The organism is Acidimicrobiales bacterium (assembly GCA_041394265.1).
In the GTDB taxonomy this organism is placed as follows: Bacteria; Actinomycetota; Acidimicrobiia; order Acidimicrobiales; family SZUA-35; genus JBBQUN01.
Genome location: JAWKIO010000005.1, coordinates 4355178 through 4378031, shown reverse-complemented (window position 1 = coordinate 4378031; position 22854 = coordinate 4355178). Strand labels below are relative to the sequence as shown.

General features: G+C 67.3%; 24 protein-coding genes. 16 read left to right on the top strand and 8 right to left on the bottom strand.

What is annotated here, in order from left to right; translation table 11 throughout:
- Nucleotides 1-250: 250 nt before the first annotated feature.
- Nucleotides 251-676, bottom strand: a complete 426-nt coding sequence (locus tag R2733_21100; protein MEZ5379009.1) for a hypothetical protein — start codon at nucleotides 674-676, stop codon at nucleotides 251-253.
- 396 nt (nucleotides 677-1072) lie between these two features.
- Between R2733_21100 and R2733_21095 the strand changes: the two genes are divergently transcribed.
- From R2733_21095 to R2733_21075, 5 genes are read left to right on the top strand one after another with little or no spacing between them, the layout of a single operon-like run.
- On the top strand, nucleotides 1073-1855 hold the full coding sequence (locus R2733_21095; protein ID MEZ5379008.1) for a hypothetical protein: 783 nt from the start codon (nucleotides 1073-1075) through the stop codon (nucleotides 1853-1855).
- Between the two features lie 22 nt (nucleotides 1856-1877).
- The gene (locus R2733_21090) at nucleotides 1878-3125 is read left to right on the top strand and encodes an acyl-CoA dehydrogenase family protein (protein ID MEZ5379007.1); all 1248 of its coding nucleotides are present in this window, start codon (nucleotides 1878-1880) and stop codon (nucleotides 3123-3125) included.
- Between the two features lie 28 nt (nucleotides 3126-3153).
- Nucleotides 3154-3483 (top strand): antibiotic biosynthesis monooxygenase, encoded by a 330-nt coding sequence (locus tag R2733_21085; protein MEZ5379006.1) that lies wholly within the window; start codon nucleotides 3154-3156, stop codon nucleotides 3481-3483.
- Entirely contained in the window at nucleotides 3438-3875 is a 438-nt protein-coding gene (locus R2733_21080) for a VOC family protein (protein MEZ5379005.1), read from the top strand. The genes R2733_21085 and R2733_21080 overlap by 46 nt, the downstream gene beginning before the upstream one ends.
- Before the next feature lie 10 nt (nucleotides 3876-3885).
- Nucleotides 3886-4146 carry a hypothetical protein gene (locus R2733_21075; protein ID MEZ5379004.1) on the top strand — a complete coding sequence of 87 codons (261 nt, stop codon included), beginning with the start codon at nucleotides 3886-3888 and terminating at the stop codon, nucleotides 4144-4146.
- A 25-nt stretch (nucleotides 4147-4171) separates the two neighbouring features.
- On the opposite strand, the gene R2733_21070 is transcribed toward R2733_21075, so the two are convergent.
- Nucleotides 4172-5047, bottom strand: coding sequence for an ROK family protein (locus R2733_21070; protein MEZ5379003.1), 876 nt, complete (start codon nucleotides 5045-5047; stop codon nucleotides 4172-4174).
- Between the two features lie 146 nt (nucleotides 5048-5193).
- On the opposite strand from R2733_21070, the gene R2733_21065 reads away from it, so the two are divergent.
- The 4 genes from R2733_21065 to R2733_21050 all read left to right on the top strand — a co-directional run bounded on the left by R2733_21065 (nucleotide 5194) and on the right by R2733_21050 (nucleotide 10457).
- Nucleotides 5194-5853, top strand: coding sequence for a TIGR03086 family metal-binding protein (locus tag R2733_21065; GenBank protein MEZ5379002.1), 660 nt, complete (start codon nucleotides 5194-5196; stop codon nucleotides 5851-5853).
- A gap of 190 nt (nucleotides 5854-6043) precedes the next feature.
- On the top strand, nucleotides 6044-7027 hold the full coding sequence (locus R2733_21060; protein ID MEZ5379001.1) for a MoxR family ATPase: 984 nt from the start codon (nucleotides 6044-6046) through the stop codon (nucleotides 7025-7027).
- Nucleotides 7027-8202, top strand: a complete 1176-nt coding sequence (locus R2733_21055; protein ID MEZ5379000.1) for a DUF58 domain-containing protein — start codon at nucleotides 7027-7029, stop codon at nucleotides 8200-8202. Before R2733_21060 ends, R2733_21055 begins: the two co-directional genes overlap by 1 nt.
- On the top strand, nucleotides 8199-10457 hold the full coding sequence (locus R2733_21050; protein ID MEZ5378999.1) for a transglutaminaseTgpA domain-containing protein: 2259 nt from the start codon (nucleotides 8199-8201) through the stop codon (nucleotides 10455-10457). Before R2733_21055 ends, R2733_21050 begins: the two co-directional genes overlap by 4 nt.
- 133 nt (nucleotides 10458-10590) lie before the next feature.
- Here the strand turns inward: R2733_21050 and R2733_21045 are convergent, their stop codons facing one another.
- The 3 genes from R2733_21045 to R2733_21035 all read right to left on the bottom strand — a co-directional run bounded on the left by R2733_21045 (nucleotide 10591) and on the right by R2733_21035 (nucleotide 12933).
- Nucleotides 10591-10947 carry a DUF3040 domain-containing protein gene (locus R2733_21045; protein ID MEZ5378998.1) on the bottom strand — a complete coding sequence of 119 codons (357 nt, stop codon included), beginning with the start codon at nucleotides 10945-10947 and terminating at the stop codon, nucleotides 10591-10593.
- 146 nt (nucleotides 10948-11093) lie between these two features.
- The gene (locus R2733_21040; GenBank protein MEZ5378997.1) at nucleotides 11094-12395 is read right to left on the bottom strand and encodes a DNA polymerase IV; all 1302 of its coding nucleotides are present in this window, start codon (nucleotides 12393-12395) and stop codon (nucleotides 11094-11096) included.
- Between the two features lie 10 nt (nucleotides 12396-12405).
- Nucleotides 12406-12933 (bottom strand): NUDIX hydrolase, encoded by a 528-nt coding sequence (locus R2733_21035; GenBank protein ID MEZ5378996.1) that lies wholly within the window; start codon nucleotides 12931-12933, stop codon nucleotides 12406-12408.
- Between the two features lie 72 nt (nucleotides 12934-13005).
- Here R2733_21035 and R2733_21030 point away from each other — a divergent pair, with 72 nt between their 5' ends.
- From R2733_21030 to R2733_21010, 5 genes are read left to right on the top strand one after another with little or no spacing between them, the layout of a single operon-like run.
- Nucleotides 13006-13443 (top strand): hypothetical protein, encoded by a 438-nt coding sequence (locus tag R2733_21030; GenBank protein MEZ5378995.1) that lies wholly within the window; start codon nucleotides 13006-13008, stop codon nucleotides 13441-13443.
- On the top strand, nucleotides 13430-14245 hold the full coding sequence (locus tag R2733_21025; protein ID MEZ5378994.1) for an inositol monophosphatase family protein: 816 nt from the start codon (nucleotides 13430-13432) through the stop codon (nucleotides 14243-14245). The genes R2733_21030 and R2733_21025 overlap by 14 nt, the downstream gene beginning before the upstream one ends.
- Nucleotides 14246-14282: 37 nt before the next feature.
- Nucleotides 14283-14966, top strand: coding sequence for a response regulator transcription factor (locus tag R2733_21020; GenBank protein MEZ5378993.1), 684 nt, complete (start codon nucleotides 14283-14285; stop codon nucleotides 14964-14966).
- A gap of 19 nt (nucleotides 14967-14985) precedes the next feature.
- On the top strand, nucleotides 14986-16710 hold the full coding sequence (locus R2733_21015; protein MEZ5378992.1) for a HAMP domain-containing sensor histidine kinase: 1725 nt from the start codon (nucleotides 14986-14988) through the stop codon (nucleotides 16708-16710).
- Complete coding sequence (locus R2733_21010) at nucleotides 16707-17378, top strand: hypothetical protein (GenBank protein MEZ5378991.1); 672 nt, start codon at nucleotides 16707-16709, stop codon at nucleotides 17376-17378. The genes R2733_21015 and R2733_21010 overlap by 4 nt, the downstream gene beginning before the upstream one ends.
- Nucleotides 17379-17410: 32 nt before the next feature.
- Here the strand turns inward: R2733_21010 and R2733_21005 are convergent, their stop codons facing one another.
- Nucleotides 17411-18439, bottom strand: coding sequence for an ATP-dependent 6-phosphofructokinase (locus R2733_21005; protein ID MEZ5378990.1), 1029 nt, complete (start codon nucleotides 18437-18439; stop codon nucleotides 17411-17413).
- Between the two features lie 211 nt (nucleotides 18440-18650).
- Between R2733_21005 and glpK the strand changes: the two genes are divergently transcribed.
- Nucleotides 18651-20132, top strand: a complete 1482-nt coding sequence (gene glpK, locus R2733_21000) for a glycerol kinase GlpK (protein ID MEZ5378989.1) — start codon at nucleotides 18651-18653, stop codon at nucleotides 20130-20132.
- Between the two features lie 4 nt (nucleotides 20133-20136).
- On the opposite strand, the gene R2733_20995 is transcribed toward glpK, so the two are convergent.
- A complete protein-coding gene (locus tag R2733_20995; GenBank protein MEZ5378988.1) occupies nucleotides 20137-20766 on the bottom strand; it encodes a VOC family protein in 630 nt (209 codons plus the stop codon).
- A 165-nt stretch (nucleotides 20767-20931) separates the two neighbouring features.
- Here R2733_20995 and R2733_20990 point away from each other — a divergent pair, with 165 nt between their 5' ends.
- Complete coding sequence (locus tag R2733_20990; GenBank protein ID MEZ5378987.1) at nucleotides 20932-21558, top strand: TetR/AcrR family transcriptional regulator; 627 nt, start codon at nucleotides 20932-20934, stop codon at nucleotides 21556-21558.
- 31 nt (nucleotides 21559-21589) lie between these two features.
- Here the strand turns inward: R2733_20990 and R2733_20985 are convergent, their stop codons facing one another.
- Complete coding sequence (locus R2733_20985; GenBank protein ID MEZ5378986.1) at nucleotides 21590-22786, bottom strand: aminotransferase class I/II-fold pyridoxal phosphate-dependent enzyme; 1197 nt, start codon at nucleotides 22784-22786, stop codon at nucleotides 21590-21592.
- Nucleotides 22787-22854: the final 68 nt, after the last annotated feature.

Sequence of the window (22854 nt, the reverse complement as noted above, 5' to 3'; positions counted from 1 at the left end):
CCGTGGACGACAACACCTGTGCGATTCGGCCATCGGTAGCCCCCCGGGAAATGGGCGTACGGCAGGGTTTCTCTCCTGGAACGTACTCGAGGGGTAGCGGGCGGAGTTGTGGGGCAGAAGTACCACTCTCCATCGCCCGGAAGGCAACCGATGAACGATTCGATTCGGTGTTGTCGTGCTCCTTTCTGGTCGTGCTGCTCGTTCGCCCGAAGGCGCACCCCGACCACTCCGGCTGCAGGCCGGTGCGGACCTAGAGGCCCAGTGCGTCGATGGTGTCCGCCAATTTCGCATTGCTGTCGGTCGCAGCGTTCTTCTCGGCGAAGACCGCTGCCGGCCAGATTTCGACCCGATCCCAACGACCGGTGATCACCACTTCCCGATCGAACCCGAGTTCGTCGAGCAGCTCACGGGGCACCGTGATCCGCCCGGCCGAGTCGAGTTTGACCTGGCGAGTCTCTCTCATCATCTTGCGGAAGTCGTCCTGACTGAGCGTGCGCTCCGCCAGGAGTTTCTTGAGTTCCTCGGTGATCGCTTGGAACCCTTCCTCATCCCACAGTCCGATGCACGAACCCAGGTTGGTGACGTAGCCACGGTCGACGACCGCCGAACGGAATGACGCAGGCAGCACCACTCGACCCTTGGGGTCGAGTGAGTGTTCGTGTTGCCCGACGAACATTCACCTCTCCTGGATGTTGTGCATTTTCACGAGGGACGCCCACCCCGCGAGGTCACCCGGAGGTGGCGTTCGTGAGGGAGGTTCGACTCGATCGTGCGACCCGGTGTTCTGGGCCTGCACTCCCGTGCCGATGTGTGACACTTTATGACACTTCGCCCCACCACACAAGCACTTCCTGACATTCCGTGGTCACATCACCACCCTTCGACACAAACAGGTGTTCGAAGCCGATCGCGTTGGTCCTGGTGACAGCCGTTCTCACACCGAACGTGCTCGTGTGACCACCGGCGGAGAACTTTTTGGGTGACATGACGATCGTCATGATTCGGTCACGATGGGTGTGCGAACCTCACGCCCTGACGACCGCCGCCGCTCGCTCCCGGTACGATCCGGGCCATGCCCGAGCACCGGCCCCCGCACGTTCTGGCCGACTCCGGTGAATGGACGATGCAGGCCACCAACGGCTCCGCCCTGGACTTCCACGCCCGGCCGCTGCCACCCCTCACGCACGGTCGGGGCGAGGTGTGGGTCCACCGCTCGAGCCGGCCGGCGCTGGTACTCGGGAGTGCACAGTCCGACGATCTCGTCGATGCCGAGCTGGCCCGGTCTGCCGGCTGGGAGGTCGGTCGACGCCGGAGCGGAGGCGGCCTTGTGGTGGTGGTCCCGGACACCCACCTATGGGTCGATGTCGTCATCGGTCCCGACCATCGCCGATGGGACAACGACGTCCATCGAGCGTTCGACTGGGTTGGCGTGGCGTGGGCTCGGACGATCGCCCGGTGCACCGGGTCACCACCGCCTGATGTCCACCGCGAGGCACTCGTCGGCCGGGAGGCCGGCCGACTCCTGTGTTTCGCCGGCCTCGGCGCCGGCGAGATCGCCGTCGATGGTCACAAACTGCTCGGGCTGTCGCAGCGTCGCACTCGCGACGGCGCACGGTTCCAGACCATGCTCGAGCTCGCCGACCACTCCGCCTCGCTTCGCCCATTCGCCTGTGGGCCACTCGCCGACCTCCTCGACCGACGAGCCGGCGAGGCGACCGGCGATCACCCGCCACCGCTCCACCAGGGCATCGGCCTGCCGGCCGGGCGAAGCGACCTCGACTCGCTACGCGATCTCGACCGGGTCCTCGGCACGCTGTGGGAAGAACTGACCTTCGACCCGGTTTCCCCCACTTGACCGAGCGGTCTAGATTGGCCGCATGCAGCCCACGTACAGCCCCGAAGCCGCGGTCTTCCGCGAGAAGATCCAAGCATTCCTCGCCGAGCACCTGCCGGCCGATTGGGAAGGTATCGGCGCCCTCGAAGCCGACGCCGCCGCCGAGTTCACCAAGCAGTGGCGTGACATCCTGCGAGACAACAAGCTGCTCGCGGCGTCCTGGCCCGCCGAATACGGCGGCGCCGGACTCTCCCAGCTCGAAGCCGTCATCATGGCCGAGGAATTCGCCAAGGCCGGCGTCCCCACCGGCGGCGCCAACGACGCCTTCAGCATCCAGATGGTCGGCAACACGATCATCCAATGGGGCACCGAGGAACAGAAGCGCCATTTCCTCCCCCGCATCATCTCGGGCGAAGACCTGTGGTGCCAGGGCTACTCCGAGCCCAACGCCGGCTCCGACCTCGGCAACCTCGGCTGCAAGGCCGAACTCGACGGCGACGAGTGGGTCATCAATGGCCAGAAGATCTGGACCTCGGCCGGACACCTCGCCGATTGGATCTTCGTCCTCACCCGCACCGATCCCAATGCGGCGAAGCACCGCGGCATCACGTTCCTGCTCGTCCCGATGAACCAGCCGGGCGTCGAAGTGCGCCCGATCAAGATGATCAGCGGTGAGTCCGAGTTCAACGAGGTCTTCTTCACCGACGCCCGGGCTCCGAAGGAGAACGTCATCGGCGAGGTCAACGGCGGCTGGGGTGTGGCCATGACCCTCCTCGGTTTCGAACGCGGCGAAGCCTCGGCCACCACGCCCGTGCTGTTCGGCGTCGAGCTCGACCGCCTGCTCGCGCTAGCCAAGGAACAGGGCAAGGCCGACGATCCGATCGTCCGCCAGCATCTGGCGTGGTGCTACTCGAAGGTGCAGATCATGCGCTACCTCGGCATGCGCACCCTCACCAAGTTCCTCGCCGGCGAACACCCCGGCGCCGACGCCTCGATCTTCAAGCTGTACTGGTCGGAGTACCACCGCAAAGTCACCGAGCTGGGCGTGTCGCTCTTCGGCGCCGGCGGCATGGTCGTCGACGGCAAGTTCCCGAGCAGTGCCTTCTCGACCGACTCACCGGGTGCGCCGAACGACTCGGGCTCGTGGATCGGCACGTTCCTCAATGCTCGTGCCGGCACCATCTACGCAGGCACGAGCCAGGTGCAGCGCAACATCATCGGCGAGATCGTTCTCGGACTCCCGAAGGAGCCGCGGGCCGACGCCGGGCCCTGGAAGGACATCCCGAAATGACCCACCACCCGGCCACCGAGGAGTACGTATGACCGTCATCAAGATCAACGCCATCACCGTGCCCGCTGATGCCGGCGACGAACTGGGCAAGCGTTTCGCGGCCCGGGCCGGTGCCGTCGACGGGCAGGACGGGTTCGAAGGCTTCGAACTGCTCCAGCCGACCGACGGCCGCAACGTCTGGCTGGTCATCACCCGCTGGCGCGACGAGGCCGCGTTCGAGGCCTGGACGGCATCGCAGTCGTTCGCCCACGGCCACCAGGGCGCCGACCGTCCCGCACCGAGCGGTGGCCCGGTCAGCACCGGTGCCGAACTGTGGAGCTACACGGTGTCGACCGGCTCGCCCGGCTCGGCGTCCTGAACACAACCGCCCGCAGCAACATGATCGTCGGGGTCGACCACATCCAGATCGCCATGCCGGTCGGAGGTGAGTCGGCCGCGATCGCGTTCTACAGCGAGCTGCTCGGTCTCGAGCAGGTGCCCAAGCCGCCCGAGCTGGCCGTTCGTGGCGGCTGCTGGTTCGCCACCCCGACACTCCAGATCCACCTCGGCGCCGACCCGAACTTCCGGCCCGACGAGAAGGGCCACCCTGCCTTCCTCGTCGATGACCGTGCGGCACTCGCCGAACGGCTCGTGGCAGCCGGCGTGGCCACCCGCGACGGCACCACCGTCGCCGGCGTCACGCAGTTGTTCTGCGACGACCCGTTCGGCAACCGCATCGAGTTCGTGTCGGCGCCGACCAGCTCCGCCTAGCGTGGTCGGCGTGCTGAACGACCGCCTCCCGCTCTCCCCCGCCGCCGTCACGTCGCTCCTCGGCCGGCCCGACCTGTGGCCGGTCGCCGTGAAGGCGGCCCTCGAGCTGGCGCCCCGAGGTTGGTGGCGGCGCCCACCGTTCCTGCCACTCCCCGAGCCCGAGTGGCTCCATTTCCGACTGGTCACGGCCTACGGCGGCGACGGCTCCACCCCGATGGGCGCCGACGAACTGCTGACCTGGCTGGAGTGGAAGCGCGAGTTCCCCCACTAAATCCCACGTGGCGAATCGCCGGTGGTCAGGCGAGACCACCGAGATCGTGGCCGATGGCCCGGAACCCGACCGCGGCGGCACCGACCAACGGAGCCTCCACACCGAGTCCGACCGGCTCGATACGGGTGCCGATGCTGTAGTCGAGGGTGCAGATGCGATCGCACTCGGCCTGGGCCGAGGCGAAGAACGGCTCGCCGAGCCCCAGCGCCACGGAGCCCCCCACCACGGCGAGGTGGAGATCGAGCGCGTTGGCAAGCGAACCGACCGCTCGCCCCACCATGGTGCCGACGTGGCGGATCTCGGCCGTGCAGGCCTCGGTGGCCGGTCGACCGGTACGAAGGGCAATGGCGGTGCCCGACGCCTCACATTCGAGGCTGCCGGTGATCTGCCCGGGCAGGGTCTGCCCGCCCGGGTTCACCACGATCTGCCCGACATGGCCGGCGTTGCCCAGCCGACCGTCGATCAGCCGACCGTCGAGGACGATGCCACCACCGACCCCCGTGGACACGACCATGGCGACAAAGTCCCGCTCACCGACGGCGGCGCCGATCCAACCCTCGGCCAGCGCCAACGCTTTTGCGTCGCCGTCGAGCGCCGTGGGCAGGCCGGTGTGCTCGGCCAGCCGCGCCGCCAATGGAAAGCGGCGCCACGAGGGGATGTTGAGCGGTGAGACCAGCTGACCTTTCTCGGCCATCGGGCCCGGGCACCCGACCCCGAGCGCAGCGAATCGGTCGAAGGGCCGAAACTGATCGAGCAACTCGCACACCAACGCGAACGTCGCTTCACCGTCGGCGTGTTGCCCGGTCGGCGCAATCGTTCGATGACTCACCGTGCCGTCGGCATCGACGATTGCCGCCGCCAGCTTGGTGCCGCCGATGTCGAGTGCCAGCGCCTGATCCATGGCCCTCAAGACTATGCGAATCTCGAGTGTCAACCGGCGATCACCACGGCGTTGGCGCCCCACCGGGCTGGCCTCGCCTTGCATTCCGATAGCAGCAGAATGAAAGTGGCCACTTGGTGACCACTTCATCGGTTGATCATGACGGCATGACACCGAAAACGACAGTGACAACGACGACATCCAACACCTCCGACATCCACGCCGATCCCCGGCACCTTCTCGACCGAGCGATCGCCACCGCCGCATCCGTGATCAGCGGCGTTCGAGCCGACCAACTCGATGATGCGACGCCGTGCTCCGAGATGGATGTCCGCACCATGCTCCGCCACCTCGTGGGCGTGCTCGATCGCATCACCGCCCTGGGACAGGGCGAGGATCCATTCGCCGTTGTCGAGACCGACGCTCCCGACGACGGCTGGCCGTCAGCCTGGGCCTCCGCCTCCGAGCGACTCGCCGACGCGTGGCGAGACGATGCCGTCCTCGTTCGGCCCATGGCGTTGCCATGGATCCAGGGCAGCGGGGCCGACATCCTGGTCTCGTACTTCTCCGAGGTGACGGTGCACACCTGGGACCTCGCCACTGCGACCGACCAACAACCGGAGTGGGACGACACCGTCATCGAGGTGGCGCTGGCCAATCGCGACTTCCTTCCCGCCGAGCATCGCCTCGAGCTCTACGCCGAGATCTCGGCGGCGATGGGACTCGACGAGGTGGCCGTCCCGTTCGCCGAACGGGTCGTGGTCCCCGACGACGCCTCGCCGATCGACCAACTCGTCGCCTGGAACGGACGCGACCCCCGAGGCTGACCCCGGGTTTGGGTCGGTTCTCGAGACCGGGAGCGACACCCCACCGAGTTCTCGAGACCGGGAGCGGCAGTTCTGCCGCCCCGCGTCTCGAGAACGGAGTGGGTGCGGGGCAAAGTTGACGTGACCCGATCGCGTCACACGGTGTTGGTAATGTGCGACGAACGTTTGCCACGAAGGGACCCGCGCTCGAATGAACTCAACCGAAGCATCGCCCCTCGACCAGCATCGTGCCGGTCAGTTCGCAGCGGCATTCTCGGCCATTTGCGACAACGTCGAGTTCGTCGTGCGGGGCAAGCGTCGGGTCGTCGAGCAGTCACTGCTCTGCATGATCGCCGGCGGGCATCTGCTCGTGGAAGACGTGCCTGGCGTCGGCAAGACCACCCTGGCCAAGGCGCTGGCCGCCTCGGTCGGTGGACATCTCGGGCGCATCCAGTTCACCCCCGACCTCCTGCCGGCCGATGTCACCGGCGTCAGCATCTGGAACCGAGCCGACTCGGCGTTCGAGTTCCGCAAGGGCCCGGTGTTCACCGAACTGGTCTTGGCCGACGAGATCAACCGTGCCTCGCCGAAGACCCAGTCGGCACTCCTCGAAGCGATGGCCGAAGGACAGGTCACCGTCGACGGCGTCACCCACCAGCTGCCCGAACCGTTCATGGTGATGGCCACGCAGAACCCGATCGAGCAGGAGGGCACCTATCCCCTGCCCGAGAGCCAGCTCGACCGCTTCCTCATGCGGTTGTCGGTCGGCTATCCCGATCGCACCGATGAGTTGGCCATCCTCCATACCCACGAGAGCGACGGCCTCGTGCGCCGCCTCCAACCCGTCGCCACGTTGCGAGACATCATCACGATGAGCCGCCTGGTGCAGGGGGTGCACATCGCCGATGAGCTGCGGGCCTACCTGATCGACATCGCCGATGCCACGCGCCGTCACCCGGCCGTCGCGCTCGGCATGTCGCCCCGCGCCACCCTCAGCCTCCAGCGTGTCGCTCGGGCCCGGGCCCTCGCTGGTGGGCAGGTGTTCGTCTCCGATGACGACATCAAGGCCGTCGCCCGAGAGGTCATCTCCCACCGTCTCATCCTGCGGCCCGAGGCCCAATTGCAGGGCACGAGTGCCGACTCGGTGGTCGCCGACATCCTCGCCGCCGTACCGGTGCCCTACGACCGGGTCTGATGCGCCTCACACGGGCAGGTCTCGGCCTGGCGGTCTCCGCCGCCATCGCCTTTGTGATCGGTCGGCTGTTCGGCGCCGATGAGCTGCTCATCCTGGCCGCCATCCAACTGGCCGCGCTGGTCATCGCGGTCCTCGCCGCCGCATCGACCCGGCTCGATCTCTCGATCAGCCGGACCGCCAACCCGGCCCGCCTCCGAGCCGGCACCCCGGCTCGCATCGACGTGGCGATCACGAACCGGGCACGGCGTTCCACCCCGATGCTGCTGGCGGTCGACCACATCAGCGGCACACCCGGAGCCTCCCTGCACCTTGCGCCGATCAAGGGCGGCGCCAGTGCGCCGATCGCCTATCGGCTACCCACCGCACGCCGGGGTCTCATCGATGTCGGACCGCTCGACCTGCGCTTTGGCGATCCACTCGGCCTCACCCGGGGATCGGTGCGGGCATCCGACCTGATCACGCTGGTCGTCCACCCCGAACTGGTCGACCTCGGAGCGCTCCACGCGATCGCCGGCCACGACCCGACCGCAGATCAACAGCCCATTCGGGCACTGGCCACCGGCGGCGACGAGTTCTTCGCCCTGCGGCCCTACGTCATCGGCGACGAACTCCGCCGGGTCCACTGGCGAGCCAGCGCCCGGATGGGCGACCTCGTCGTTCGCCAAGACGAGCGCCCCCGCACCGGGCGGGTCACCGTTCTGCTCGACCTCCGCCGATCGAGCTACGACGAACCCGGCTTCGAGCGGGCGGTCTCGGCTGCGCTCAGTGCCCTGTATGCCGGTTGGCGCGGCGACGACGCGCTCCGCTTCATCACCACGGGCAACTCGGCCATCAGCGACATCCGCTCCCGTCACGAGCTCGACGCCATCGACGAACAGTTGGCCACCATCACCACCACCGAGTCCGCCTCGCTCGTGCGGTCCATCGAGAGCCTCACGAAGATGGGGCGGGGCGGCACGCTCGTCGTCATCACCGGCCGCCCCACCAACGAACTCCCCCATGCCCTCGACCGGGCTCGCCGGTCGTTCGGCGTGGTCACCACCGTCGTGTGCCAACCATGCGACGATCCACCCGCCGATGCCATCGTCTTCGACGGCACCACCCCGCTCCAACACCTGTGGCGGCAACACCAGTCGAACGCCACCGCCGCACCCAAGGCACAGGTTCGACGATGACCGAGCGTCGTCCGACACCCGCGTCCCTCGAGATCGTCGCCGCCGTGCTCGTCCCTGCGGCGGTGCTGGGCTTTGCCCGGGTGTTCACCACCTGGCGAGACGTCGCCCCCGTCGTCGTCGCCTCGTTGCTGTCGTCGTTGCTGGCGGCACTGCTGCGTCGGGCTCGAGTGCCGCTCGTCATCGCCGCCGTGCTCTCCATCGTCGGCCTCGCCGAGCTCATCATCGCCCGCTACGCGCCGGGCACGACCCGCTACGGGCTGCTGCCGACCGGCGACACCCGAGAAGCACTCCGTCTCCTCGTCGACGACGGTGTCACCCAGTTCCGCGAGCTTCGTGCTCCGGTCGAACCTCTCCCGCCGTTCATCGCTGCGGCCATCATCGGTGCGTGGGTGCTGGCCTTCCTCACCGACTGGGCCGCCATGCGGCTCCGGCTCGCGTTCGAGCCCGTGCTCCCCGCAGCATTGCTGTTCATCTTCTCCTCGATCCTCGGCTCGGGTCAGCGCCAGATCAGCTCCACCGTGATCTTCGCGACGGCCGTCGCCCTCTGGGCCGTGGTCCAACGAACCCAGACCCTCAGCGAAGGCGTCTGGCTCACGGTCGACCGCACGCGTGGCCCCTTCTCGGTGCTTCGCTCCGCCAGCCTGGTCGCCGTGGTCGCCATCGTGGCCGGCGTCTTCTCCGGGCCGCGACTTCCCGGGGCCGGGACCGACGAACTCTACGACTGGCGGAACCAGAGCGACCCCACCCGCCAGGTCACCAGTCCCTACGTCAGCATCGAGAAACGGCTCGCCTCGCAGCAGAACATCGAGATGTTCACCGTGGTGGCCGATCGACCGGCGTACTGGCGCCTTGCCGGTCTCGACGGCTTCTCCGGCAACGTCTGGACCACCAAGGGCGGCTTCGAGAAGCGCAACGGCGATCTCCCCGGCGCGGCAACGACCAGTGGGACCACGGCAACGCTGGACCAGACCTTCACCATCACCGGGTTGAGCGAGATCTGGCTTCCGGCGGCGTTCGCTCCGAGCCGGTTGCTCGACACCGGCGACGCCACCATCACCTGGAACGCCGAGATCAGCTCGCTCACCGTCGACAACGAGCGCCCCGACTCCGACGGTCTCACCTACGAACTGCAGTCGGTGCTTCCCCTGTTCACCGCCGAAGAACTGCGGGCGGCACCGGCGGTTGCCGACCGAGATCTGCTGGAGCGCTACACGGCACTTCCAGGTGATCTCTCCCCGATCGTCGCCCAAGAGGCCCAGCGCCTCACCGCCGGGATCGCAACGCAGTACGACCAGATGATCGCCCTGCAGAGCGAGTTCCAGACCTTCGACTACTCGCTCGAGCTCTCGCCGCGGGTGGGCGACCCCATCGAACAGTTCCTTGCCGAACGCATCGGCTTCTGCCAGCAGTTCTCCGGCACGTTCGCTGCGATGGCTCGTTCCCTCGGCATTCCCGCCCGTGTGGCGGTGGGATTCACCTGGGGCGACCCCGTCGACGGCAAGCCGAATACCTATCGCGTCACCGGGCGCCACGCCCACGCCTGGCCCGAGGTCTACTTCGAGGGTTTCGGCTGGGTGGCGTTCGAGCCCACACCCGGTCGTGGCGCTCCGGGCGCCACCCATACCGGGCTCGACCCCCGGCAGGACTCCCCTGTCGAGGCCACGCCGACCACGCCGACCACGGTCGACCCGGGTTCGGTCGTTCCGCCCACGCTGCCCGACGACTTCCTCGTCGATCCTGGATTCGCCGACACCGGCGACACGACCACTGCGACCGACCCCGGGTTCACGATCCCGTGGCGGCTCGTCGCCGTCGTCGCTGCACTCGCTGCGTACTGCCTCGGCATGCCGGCACTCGCCCGCCTCCGCCGAGCACGACGCTGGGCGGCGGCGTCGACACCGGCCGAGCAAATCGAGGCCATCTGGTCCAACCTGAGCGACGACCTCGAACGCAATCTGCGACTCTCACGACCAGCCGCGCTGACCCGCCGAGAGTGGGCCGAGCGGCTCATCAAGGATCGCCGTCTGCCCGACGAGCCGCTCCGTCGCCTGGGTGGGCTGGTCACCGATGCTCGCTTTGCCCCTGCCGGTTCCCTCGACGCCGCTGCGGTCGCCGACGCCGAGGCCGACGCCGAGGCGGTGCGGACGGTGATCCATCGCCGGGTGTCGCGGTTCCAGCGATGGCTGCGACTGCTCGATCCCCGCTGGTTGATCTCCGGGACGCGCCGCCAGGCGGTGGTTCTGGCCAGCTCCTGAGACGCCACGACAACGCCCAGACCTCCACGTCAGGCGACCTCGTGATCAGGCGCTCGACACGACCAACCCACGAGCTTCGGCGTGCAGCGGCAACAGCACGGCCGCCTCGCTAGGAGTGGATGGCGGTGGAGGATCAGTCCTCGTCGAGGTGATCGGCCCGGCGGCGAGCAGCCGGCGGGTTCGCCGCCCGAAATGCGCTCGACATCTGGGCGATGCCCGCCCGGCCCATCATCCGAAGGTTGCGCTCGAATCCGAGGGCGCTGACCAGCATGACCAGGAAGCCGGCGAAGGCCACGAGGTAGTGGATCTTGAGCGTGGCCACCATGACGATGAGGCCGACGGTGAAGCCGGCGATCGACCACTTGAGCGAACCGAGCGCATGGCGATACACCGAACTCTTGCCGACGTGTCTCGCAAGGCCGGGATCGGTCGCCTCGAGATGCCGTTCGATTTCGGCAAGAATGTTTTGCTCGTTTTCAGATAGCGGCATCGCTTGTCCTTGACCCTGTTCAGGACCCTGGTCTGTTCGGGACCCTGTTCACATGACCGTGCAGTTGGCCTGACCGGTTCATGTGCACCACAACGTGACGCTCAGTGTCGCGCATTCTCACGCTCGACACAACGCGGGCGAGGAAGTCAACTCGGCGGACGAGAGTCACATGACTCATCGTGTGTTGCGCCCGCTTCGGGCGCCGATGGACCCCACTGACGCTGGCCCGGCCGAAGCCGACGCAGACCGGAGCTTCCGAGCAGGGTGAGTGGACCGATGGCCTGATCACCGAATCGCTCTCGGATCTCGTCGATCGCTCGGTCGGTGGCGCCACCGACCTGGGTCGCACCGTTCAACAGTGCGTCGAGACTCAGCTGTTCGTTCACCTCGCTCGTGAGACCGGCGACACCGACACCGAGCAGGCGCACCCCCTGGTCGATGTCGACCCCGTCGAGGAGCTGCGTCGCCGTCTCGAGCACCGCAGCCGACTGATCGGTGGCTTCGGCCAACGTATGCGATCGGGTGATGGTCACGAAGGCCGGATCACGGACCTTGATGGACACCGTCCGACCCCGCAGGCCGGCCTTGCGCAACCGAGCGCCGACGGCGTCACTCAACCGAACCAGCTCACGGCGCACTGCGTCTCGCCCGACGAGGTCGTCGGGGAACGTGATCTCGTGCGAAATCGACTTCACGTCTCGGTCCGGCACCACCGGCCGATCATCGATGGCGTTGGCAATCGTGTGGAGATGACGCCCGTTCACCTCGCCGACGGCCGCCACCACCACGTCGACGGGAAGCGCAGCAAGTCCGCCCACCGTGGTGATCCCGAGGCGCATGAGTTTGTCGTGGGTGCGGGGGCCGACGCCCCAGAGCGCCCGCAACGGCAGGGGTGCCATGAACGCCGCCTCCTGACCGGCCGGGATCTCCTTGACGCCCAGCCCGGCTTCGACACGGCGACCGACCACCCGGGGTTTGGCCTCTTCGGTGGCGAGCTTGGCCACGAGTTTCGACGTGGCGATGCCCACCGAACAGTGCAGGCGTTCGGCTTCCCAAACCCGCCGGCGGATCAGTCGGGCGATGTCGAGGGCTGGCCCGAGCAGCCGGTAAGATCCGGTCACGTCGAGGAAGGCTTCGTCGAGCGACAGGGGCTCGACGAGCGGGGTCATGTCTCGGAAGATCGACATGATGGTTGCCGAGACTTCGGCGTAGCGATCGTGTCTCCCGTCGACGAACACGGCGTGCGGGCACAGCGCTCGGGCCCGCGACGACGGCATCGCCGAGTGGATGCCGTACACCCGGGCTTCGTAGCTGGCGGCGGCAACGACGCCGCGGTTGCCGGAGCCGCCGACGATCACCGGCTTGTTGCGCAGCGTGGGGTCGTCTCGCACCTCGACCGCAGCGAAGAACGCATTCATGTCGACGTGCAGAATGCTGCGTGCGCTCACCCCGCCGATGCTACAACCGCACCACCAGACGATCGGCCGCCGTGGTGCCGTCGAGTCGATAGCCGTAGTGACGACCGTCGGCGAAGCCATGCTCGAGGTGATCGAGCAGGGGCTCGGCCACCCACTGGGGCGCCGAGCCGAGGCGCTGGCGAGCAACGTCGACTCGCATGAATTCGGCCCCGATCACGATGCCGTCGGGGTCGTCGACGGCGAGCAGGCCGGAGTAGTCAACGGCGAGATGGGCTTCGACCCGCAGATGAAACCCGAACCCCGGAGCGGTGACTTCGATGCGATACAGCGGCCCGCTCCAGGATGCGACGGCGATGCCGGTCTCCTCGGCCACCTCCCGGGTGAGCCCCTCGATCAGCTGTTCGCCTTCATCGATCACGCCACCAGGGGTCGACCAATCGGTCTCGCCGCTGCGCCGCCGGTTCTCGACGAGCAGCACATCGCCATTGGCGTCGATCAGGACGCCACCGGCCACCAGCCACTCTCGCATCGGTCGTTGCTCGCGATCGTGGTCGGCGGAACTGCTCACACGGCACAGCATTCCAGATCTGGCTGCCTGGTGGTACTCGTCGTCGATCGTTCGCCTCTACCCTCGGACCTGATGAACCAGCGTGACGGGTCAGTACCCGACGAGGACCCAACTGCAGCGCCGGGCGGTGCCTCGCTCCAACCTCGACGGGGCGGCGACGGCGACCTGCTCCCCTACCAGGATCTGGTCGCCCCGACCCCGCTGCGGGCCGACCCACCGGTTGCTGCCCGCTGGCTGGCCTTCGCCGCGATCCTGCTCGGCGGTCTTCTCGGTGCCCTCATCGGCTACGGCGTGCTCGACCTCTTCACCGGGTCGGCCAACTGGTCGGCGCTGGGCGCGCTGCTCTTCGGCGTCGGTGGTGCGGTCGGTCTCGGTGTCGTCACCTCGTTGACCCTGCGGGCGATGAACGAGTGGACCGAGGTCAAGCATCCGGAGCGAGCGGCCTCCCGACGCGGCAATGAGCCGACCCGCGAGCCACCATCCGAGGACGGAACCGATGACCGCACCTGATCCCGCCGACTTGCTTCGGCTCGCCACCGAGCTGGCCCGCGCCGCCGGTCGACTGACGCTCGATATGCGAGCAAGCGCGCGCCTCACCCCCGACTCGAAGAGTTCGGTCAGCGATCTCGTCACCGCCGCCGACCGAGCAGCGGAGTCGCTGATCGTCGACGGCATTCTCGCCAACCGCCCCGACGACGCCGTCCTTGGTGAAGAGGGCGCCGACATCGAGGGCACCAGCGGTGTGCGCTGGATCATCGATCCGATCGATGGCACCTCGAACTACGTCTACGACCTGCCGGGCTACACGATCTCGATCGCCGCCGAGGCCGACGGCGTGGTGGTGGCTGGTGTCGTGTTCGACCCGAAGGCCGACGAGCTGTTCGCCGCCTCACTCGGTGGCGGGGCCACGATGAACGGCAACGAACTGCGCTGCAGCGAACGGACCGAACTCGACCAGTGCGTGATCGCCACCGGCTTCGGCTACGGGGCAGACCAGCGCCTCCTGCAGGCCAAGGTGCTCGTCCACGTTCTGCCAGCGCTCGGCAACATCCGCCGACTCGGGTCGGCCGCCCTCGACCTGGCCTATGTGGGCGCCGGTCGCACCGATGGCTACTGGGAGACCGGCCTCAACGCCTGGGACGCCGCTGCCGGTGCCTTGATCGCAGCGGAGGCAGGCGCCGTCGTGACCGATCTCCACGGCGGGTCACCGTCCAAGGCGATGACCCTCGCTACGCCTCCGACCATCCACGCCCGACTGCAGCACCTGCTGCAGTCGGCGTACGACGCCGAGTTGGGCAATCTGGCGGTATGACCCGCATCTGGTAGAGATTTCGGGCACCATTTGCGCTGTGGGCACTCGCATCCTGACCGTAGAAGACGACGATCGCATTCGTCAGGCCGTCAAACTGGCACTCGAGGACGAGGGCTGGAGCGTCGACGAGGCCGACACCGGCGAGCGAGCGCTCGACGCCTTTGCCGCCAACACCGCCGACGTCGTCCTGATCGACATCATGCTGCCCGGCATGGACGGGTTCGAGGTGTGCCGGTCGATCCGTCGGTCGAGCGATGTGCCGATCATCATGGTCACCGCCCGCGATGACACCCACGATGTCGTCGCCGGTCTCGAAGCCGGCGCCGACGACTATCTCACCAAGCCGTTCGCGCCCAAGGAGCTGTCCGCTCGCATCCGTGCCCTGCTTCGTCGGGTCCGCTCGTCCGACAACGGCAGCCTCGACCGCATCAAGGTCGGCGATCTCGAGATCAGTCCCGATGAGGGCATGGTGCTCAAGGCAGGTGAAGAACTGCACCTCACGAAGACCGAATTCAAGCTCCTCGTCGAGCTGGCCAGTCAGCCCGGCAAGGTCTTCAGCCGCGAGGTCCTGCTCGAACGAGTGTGGGGATACGACTATTTCGGCGACGGCAGGCTCGTCGACGTGCACGTGCGGCGCCTGCGCACCAAGGTCGAGACCGACCCCGCCAGCCCTCGGTACGTCGTGACCTCCCGAGGCCTCGGCTACAAGTTGCAGCCGTGAGGATGCTCGCCGAGGCCCGATGATCTCCCGACGACGGCTCGGTCTACGGGCCCGAGTCACGCTCATCTACGCCCTGGGCGCGCTGCTGCTGTCGTCGACCGTGGCGGCGTCGAGCTTCCTGCTGACGCAGCGTCGCCTGCTCAGCGAAACCGAGCGCACGGCCCAGTCCCAATTCTTCCGCAACATCCGTGACCTTCGACGTGGCCTACAGGTCGCAGAGATCTCCGACGACCAGACCTCGGTCGTCCAGGACGATGCCGCGGTCGAGGATGACACCGACGTGCCGGCGGTGTCGGTACCGACCACGCTGGCACCGTCGACGACCCGCTTCTTCCCCGCCACCACCACGACGTGGTTGCCGTCGAACATTCCCGCCGTCGACAAGGAATTGACCCCGCCGACCACGCTGCCGAACTCGGCCACCATGAGCAGCTTGTTGGGCGAAACGTTCGGTGCCGTGCCGACCCCGGTGGGCGAGACTCCGGTCATCGATGTCCCCCCGACCCCGCAGGACCCCATCAGCGTCATCCTCAACGGCCTCCAGCGCCCGAACGGTGCCGCCTCGCTCCTCGTCCTCCCACCCGGCAGCGATGGAGGCGGCGTTCGGCCGTTCTCGCTGAGCGGTCTGCAACCCACCTCGATTCCCGACGACCTACGGTCGATGGTCGAGGCCGGCGAGCCAGCCCGGCGGCGGTTCGACAGCACCGGCGGTGACCCCCAGTTGGCGCTCGGGATCCAGCTCCCCGAATACGACGCCGAGTACTTCGAGCTCGTGCCGCTCACCGACCTGCAAGGCACACTCAACTCCCTCCGCAACATCCTGTTCGGCGTGGCCCTGGCAGCCAGCATCGGCGGCGCCGGGCTTGGCTACTACTCCGCCTACCGAGCCGTGCAGCCGCTCAACCGGGTGTCGGCCGCCGCACAAGCCATCTCGGGCGGCGACTTCGAGACCCGCCTCGACGACCAGATCGACCCCGACCTCTCCAAACTCACCACGTCGTTCAACCAGATGGTCGAGGCCCTGCAGGCCCGGATCGAGCGAGACGAACAGTTCGCCTCCGACGTGAGCCACGAGCTCCGCTCGCCGCTCATGACCCTCACGGCTTCGGTCGGCGTGCTGGAAGGTCGCCGCAAGGACCTGCCGGCGCCGGCCCAGCAAGCCGTCGACCTGCTGGGCAAGGATCTTCGGCGCTTCCGTCGACTCGTCGAGGACCTCCTCGAAATCTCCCGGATGGACGTGGGTGCGGTCCAACTCGACCGTTCGCCGGTGTACGTCCGAGAGTTCCTCCGGTTCGTCATCGCCCAGTCACGAGCGGCCGGCATCAATGTCACCTGTGCGATCCCCGACGCCGACCTCATGATCGACGTCGACAAGCGCCGGATGGCCCAGGCCATCACCAACCTCATCGACAACGCCATCAAGTATGCAGGCGGGGCCACCGCCATCTCGTTTGCCCGACACGACGACCGAGTGCACATCTACGTCGATGACGAGGGTCCCGGAGTGCAGCTCGCCGATCGGGTCCGGATCTTCGATCGCTTCACCCGAGCCGGTGCCGACGCCGGCCGACGCGACATCGCCAAGGGCGTGGGTCTCGGCCTGTCGTTGGTGAAGGAACACATTCGTATGCACGATGGCACGGTCTGGGTCACCGATCGGCCCGATGGCCTGCCCGGAGCCCGGTTCGTGATCGACATGCCGATCGACGACACCGAGATGGGTGATGAGGAGATGGCGACGTGACCCCGTTTCGACCGATGCCGCTCCTGATAATGATCGTCTCGACCGCCGCGGTCGTGGCCGCATCGTGCGGACTCCCCGAGCAAGACCAGGCCCAGGCCATCGATGACCTCCCCGAGGACCTGCTCGCGGTGACCACCACGACCACCACGGCCCCGGCCGCCGTTGTCGACGACGCCCCGTACGAGCTGGTGCTGTACTGGCACGAGAGCGACCAGGGTGGTCGCCTGATCCGCAAGGTTCGCCTCCGCTCCACGCCACCGACCCCACAGGAGGCGCTGCAGGAGCTGATCGGCGGTCCCGTCGAGTCCGAGGTGGCCGAGACCGAGGGCGTCGAGTTCTTCGGTCCGAACGCCGGCCTGAAGGACGCCGAGCTGAACCCGATCATCGAGGGACCGGTCGAGGGCATCGTGACCGTGGTCGTGTCCGGCACCGGCTTCCGCGAGCTGCCCAACAAGGCCAACGCCGCCGAGGAGTTGGTGTGCACGCTCACCGAGTTCGACGCCATCGATGGTCTGGTCGTCCGTGACGCCCAACCGGAACCCATCGGCCTCGTCGGCCGCAACTCCGAGTCGATCGAAGGACCGGCGAGGCGCGAGAACTTCGACGACTGTGCGACGCCCGACCTCCCACCCGACGCTCCCGACTCGAGCAGTACCTCGACCGGTTGAAGCGGTTGCTCGAACGAGTCGGGCGTCTCGGGTCAGGCGAAGAACTCTTTGGCGGTTGCCCACATCTGAGGGCTGACCGGCTTGAGATCACGAACGGCTTCCGCCAGCGGGACCCTGACGATGGTGTCGGCCTGGATGGCCACCATCTGGCCGAACGCACCATCGTGGACGGCTTCGATCGCGGCGATACCGAAGCGGCTCGACAGGACGCGGTCCATCGCGGTGGGTGAGCCACCACGCTGCACGTGGCCGAGGATGGTGACCCGAGTCTCGAAGCCGGTTCGCTTCTCGATCTCGGTCGCCACTCGGTTGGCGATGCCGCCCAGACGGATGTGGCCGTAGTCGTCGTACTCGTCGGCGGGGAGGTCGAAGGTGCCGGGGATCGGCTTCGCACCCTCGGCGACCACGACGATCGAGGCGTAGCGACCATTCAGATGGCGGCGGGACAGCGACGCACACACCTCATCGATGTCGAAGGGTTCCTCGGGGATCAGGGTGAGTGTGGCGCCGCCGGCGAGCCCGGCCCACGTGGCGATGTGTCCGACGTGGCGCCCCATCACCTCGACCACCATCACGCGGTTGTGGCTCTCGGCCGTGGTGTGCAGTCGATCGATGGCCTCGGTGGCAATCGAAACCGCCGTGTCGAATCCGAAGGTGCGCTCGGTGATGTCGATGTCATTGTCGATGGTCTTCGGTACGCCGACGATCGGCACACCAAGCTTGTAGAACTCGTTCGAGCACGACAGGGTGCCTTCGCCGCCGATGGCCACCAGCGCATCGATACCGAGATCCGAGATGCAGCTCAAGACACGTTCGACGCCGTCGTCGAAGGTGAACGGGTTCTCGCGACTGGTGCCGAGGATCGTGCCGCCACGTGGGAGCGTGCCACGAAGCGCGTTGATGTCGAGCATCTCGTACTCACGGTCCATCACGCCCCGGTAGCCATCGTGGAAGCCGATGAGCTCGTCGCCATAGACCTGCTCACCCTTGCGCACCACGGCGCGGATCACCGCATTCAGTCCCGGGCAATCGCCCCCGCCGGTCAGGATGCCGACTCGCATACGCGCGTACCTCCGCAGCTTTCAGATGGTCGTGTTTCGGGTTGAGAGATGCCCTGCATGACCACGCTGTCGAAGGGGCGAAGTGGATCGACTCCTCCGACAGCCTACGGGGCCGAGCCGTGCTCCCCATCGCCGACGGCATCGGCTCGGTCGACGGCCGCCTGACCATGGCAGACTTGGCTGCTGACAGCTCGCGACCGGAGGAACCACCATGTCACTCGTGATCTCACTCGATGCCGGAACCACGGGCGTTCGGGCGATGGCGGTCGATCAGGGCGGCAACATCGTCGCCCTGCGGTACCGGGAATTCACCCAGCATTTCCCGAAGCCAGGATGGGTCGAGCACGACGCCGACGAGATCTGGGAGGCGATGGCCGGCTGCATCGACGACCTCGTTCCCGAACTCGTCGAACCCGTCGCCGCCATCGGCATCACGAACCAGCGCGAGACCGTCGTGGCGTGGGACCGGCGAACGGGTGCACCGCGACATCGGGCCATCGTCTGGCAGGACCGGCGAACGGCCGACCGATGCCGGGCGCTCGAGGCCGCGGGCCATCTTCCGCTCGTTCGCAACCGCACCGGCCTCGTCCTCGACCCGTACTTCTCGGCCTCGAAGATGGAGTGGCTCCTGACCGAGGGCGGCGTCGAGTCCGATGAGCACCTTGCGCTCGGCACGATCGACACCTGGTTGATGTGGAAGCTGACCGATGGCGCCGTGTTCGCGACCGAACCGTCGAACGCCGCCCGCACCATGCTGTTCGACATTCGCCACCTGGACTGGTCCGACGAGCTCTGTGCGCTGTTCGGCGTCCCCCGGTCGGCCCTGCCAGAGGTGCGGCCGACCAGCGGCCGGTTCGGTGTCACCGCCGACACCACAAAACTGGGTGCCGGTGTCCCCATCAGCGGGGTCGCCGGTGACCAGCAGGCTGCGCTGTTCGGACAGGCCTGCTTCGAACCCGGCATGGCGAAGAACACCTACGGCACCGGCAGCTTCCTCCTGATGAACGTCGGCACGAGCTGTCCCGAGCCGGTCGAGGGCCTGCTCACCACGGTGGCCTGGTCGCTCGGCGACGACCAGCACGCCACCTACGCCTACGAGGGTTCGATCTTCGTCACCGGTGCTGCGATCCAGTGGCTGCGCGACGGTCTGGGCATCATCGACGAAGCCGCCGAGATCGGGCCACTCGCCGCCTCGGTCGATGACACCGGTGATGTGTACGTCGTCCCGGCATTCACCGGCCTGGGCAGCCCCTGGTGGGATCCATACGCTCGTGGGGCGATCGTCGGGCTGACCCGGGGCACCGGCCGAGCCGAGTTGGCTCGCGCCGTCGTCGAGTCCATGGCCTTCCAGGTGCGCGATGTGCTCGACGCCATGGGTGCCGCCTCCGGGCGGCCGCCGGCGGAGCTTCGCGTCGACGGCGGCGCGTCGGTCATGGACCTCCTGCTCGACATCCAGGCCGATCAGCTCGGCATCGACGTCACCCGCCCCCTCAACCAGGAGACCACCGCGCTCGGCGCGGCGTACCTCGCCGGCTTGGCCGAGGGCGTGTGGGCGTCGCTCGATGATGTCGTCGCCGCCTGGGGCGTCGACCGGACAGCCGCTCCGACCAGTGATCGCGCCGCCGCAGATCGACGCCATACCCGCTGGCTCCAGGCGGTCGAACACGCCAAGGGGTGGGCGACCGCCGACTGAGGCGTCAGGTCTGCCAGAGACCGAGCCGATTGCCCCACGGGTCGGCGACCACCGCCGAGCTGTGGGGGTCATCCTTGGTGACGGTGCGTACCGAGCCCCCGGCAGCCTCGAACGCGGCGAGCGCCGAGTCGAGATCGGGAGTTTCGACATAGACCACGGCGCCGGCCGCCTCGGAGCCGCGGGCGGCCTTCTCGCTGTACACCAGGCCGCCGGCCGGCGTGAGCCCGTTGTTCGGGAAGATCACGTGGTACACACCGTCGCCGAAGGGGGCGACGGGTTCGGTTCGCCATCCAAGGGCCTCGGTGTAGAAGGCCGCCGCCGCATCGCAGTCGTCGCTCAGCAGCTCGAACCACACGACGTTGGTGAGGGTGAGGTTGATCCGACCGTCATCGACGAGACGATGGCTCTCGACCGTCACCCCGTCGACCTGCTCGATCTCGGCCACGAGCATTTCCTCGAGGCCAAACGGTTCGTCGGGCAGCATCAGGAGGAACTCGTCGACGACGATGCCGTCCTTGTGGCGGTGCACGGCCACCGAGACGATGTCGGCGCGGAGGGACCCGATCCGGGAGGCGACCTGACCGAGGGCGCCCGGGCGGTCACTCATTCGGCAACGGAACAGGTGAGCAGACATGACCCGACTGTAGGGCGGTCGTCGTTCGCTCGGCGTGATCACGATGTGTTGACGTCGTTACACATCTCTGACGCAATGCTGTCACACCGACGATGACCCATCTCCGCTGGTCGCCGGACCCGATGTCTTGACCACCTGGTCAAGTTCTTCTTACTCTGGCGCTCGATGTCCTCCGCCGCCGATGCCTCCTCGCCGCCTCGACGACGGCTCACGCCGCGGGGCAAGGAACGCCGTGATCGGCTGCTCGCCTACGCCACCGAGCAGTTCGCAGCAAACGGCTTCCATCCCACCTCGGTGGCCGACATCGTCGACGGTGTCGGCGTCGGCAAGGGGGTCTTCTACTGGTATTTCCCCTCGAAAGACGAGCTGCTCCTCGAGATCCTGAGGGAAGCGCTCTACGACCTTCGTCGCACCCAGCAATCGGCCATCGTCGAGACCGACGATCCGCTCCAGCGGCTCGAGAACGGCATCCGCAGCTCGCTGGCCTGGATCTTCGAGCACGCCGACATCGTGCGGTTGATCAGTTTTGCGTGGACCGAGGAAACGTTCGCGGTCGCACTCCGGCGCGGGCGTGAGGTCACCATCGCCGACACTGCTCGCCATCTGACCGCAGCGATGTCCCAAGGGCTGATCCCCGACGCCGATGTCCACATGCTCGCCACCGCGATCCGCGGCGTCACCGACGAGCTCGGCCGCCAGTACCTGATCGACGCCGACCAGCTCGATGACGAGGTGGTCGACACCGCCGTGCGGATGTGTCTCTACGGCGTCGCCGGCGTGGCGGCGCACTGACCACGCCGCCGAGCCGAGGCGGCGATCGTGACTACGAGGCCGCGGCGGTGACCGGTTCGAGATCGGTGAGCACTCGTCGCAGACTGCGGAGCGCCTGCTGGGTGCGCTGCTGATTCTCGATCAGGGCGAAGCGGACGAAACCTTCGCCGCCGGGACCGAAGCCCTCCCCTGGCGAGGTGGCGACACCGGCCTCGCGTACCAGCTTCGAGGCAAACTCGACCGAACCCATGTGGGCGTACGGCTCGGGGATCGGTGCCCAGACGAACATCGTGCCCCTCGGCTTCGGGACGTGCCAGCCGATACGGTCGAGCCCGTCGCAGAGGACGTCGCGTCGGACCTGATAGATCTCGCGCACCTGCGCCGGATGATCGGTCGCTTCGTTCAGGGTCACGGTGGCGGCGATCTGGATGGGCTGGAACGTGCCGTAGTCGAGGTAGCTCTTCAGCTTGGCCAGTGCCCCGACCACTTCGGGGTTGCCGGCGAGGAACGCCACTCGCCACCCCGCCATCGAGTAGCTCTTGGTCATCGAGTACAGCTCGACGCAACAGTCCTTGGCCCCATCGACCTGGAGGATCGAGGGCGGCATGTACCCATCGAAGCCGAGATCGGCGTAGGCGTTGTCGTGCACGACGATCAGGTTCCGCTTCTTTGCGAAGTCGACGACCTTTTCGAAGAACGGGAGGTCGACGCACACACCGGTCGGGTTGTGCGGGAACGAGATCACGAGCGTGCGAGGCTTGGGCCAGGAGTACTCCCACGCCCGCTCGAGGTTGGCGATGAACTCGTCGCCCTCGGCGAGCGGCACCTCGCGGATGGCGGCACCGGCGAAGATCGGCCCCCAGATGTGGATGGGGTACGACGGCGCCGGGACCAGGGCGGCGTCACCGGGTGAGAGCAGCACCCACATCAGGTGGGTGAACCCCTCCTTGGCGCCGATCACGTTCAACACCTCGGTGGTGGGATCGAGCTTCACTCCCCAACGCCGCTCGTACATGTTGGCGGCGGCTTCACGCAGCTTGGGGATGCCCTTGCTTGCCGAGTAGCGATGATTGCGGGTGTTGCGGGTGGCCTCGATCAACTTGTCGACAGCGACATCGGGTGACGGCAGATCGGGGTTGCCGAAGCCGAAGTCGATCACATCGACCCCGTCTCGACGTGCCTCCATCTTCAGATCATTGATGATCGCAAGGACATAAGGCGGGAGGTGATTGATCCGGCGGAACTCCATCGTTGCAAGCTATCGGAACGCCTCCGCGGCTCGCGTCGAGATTCACCGCTCCCGCCGAGGAAACCCTC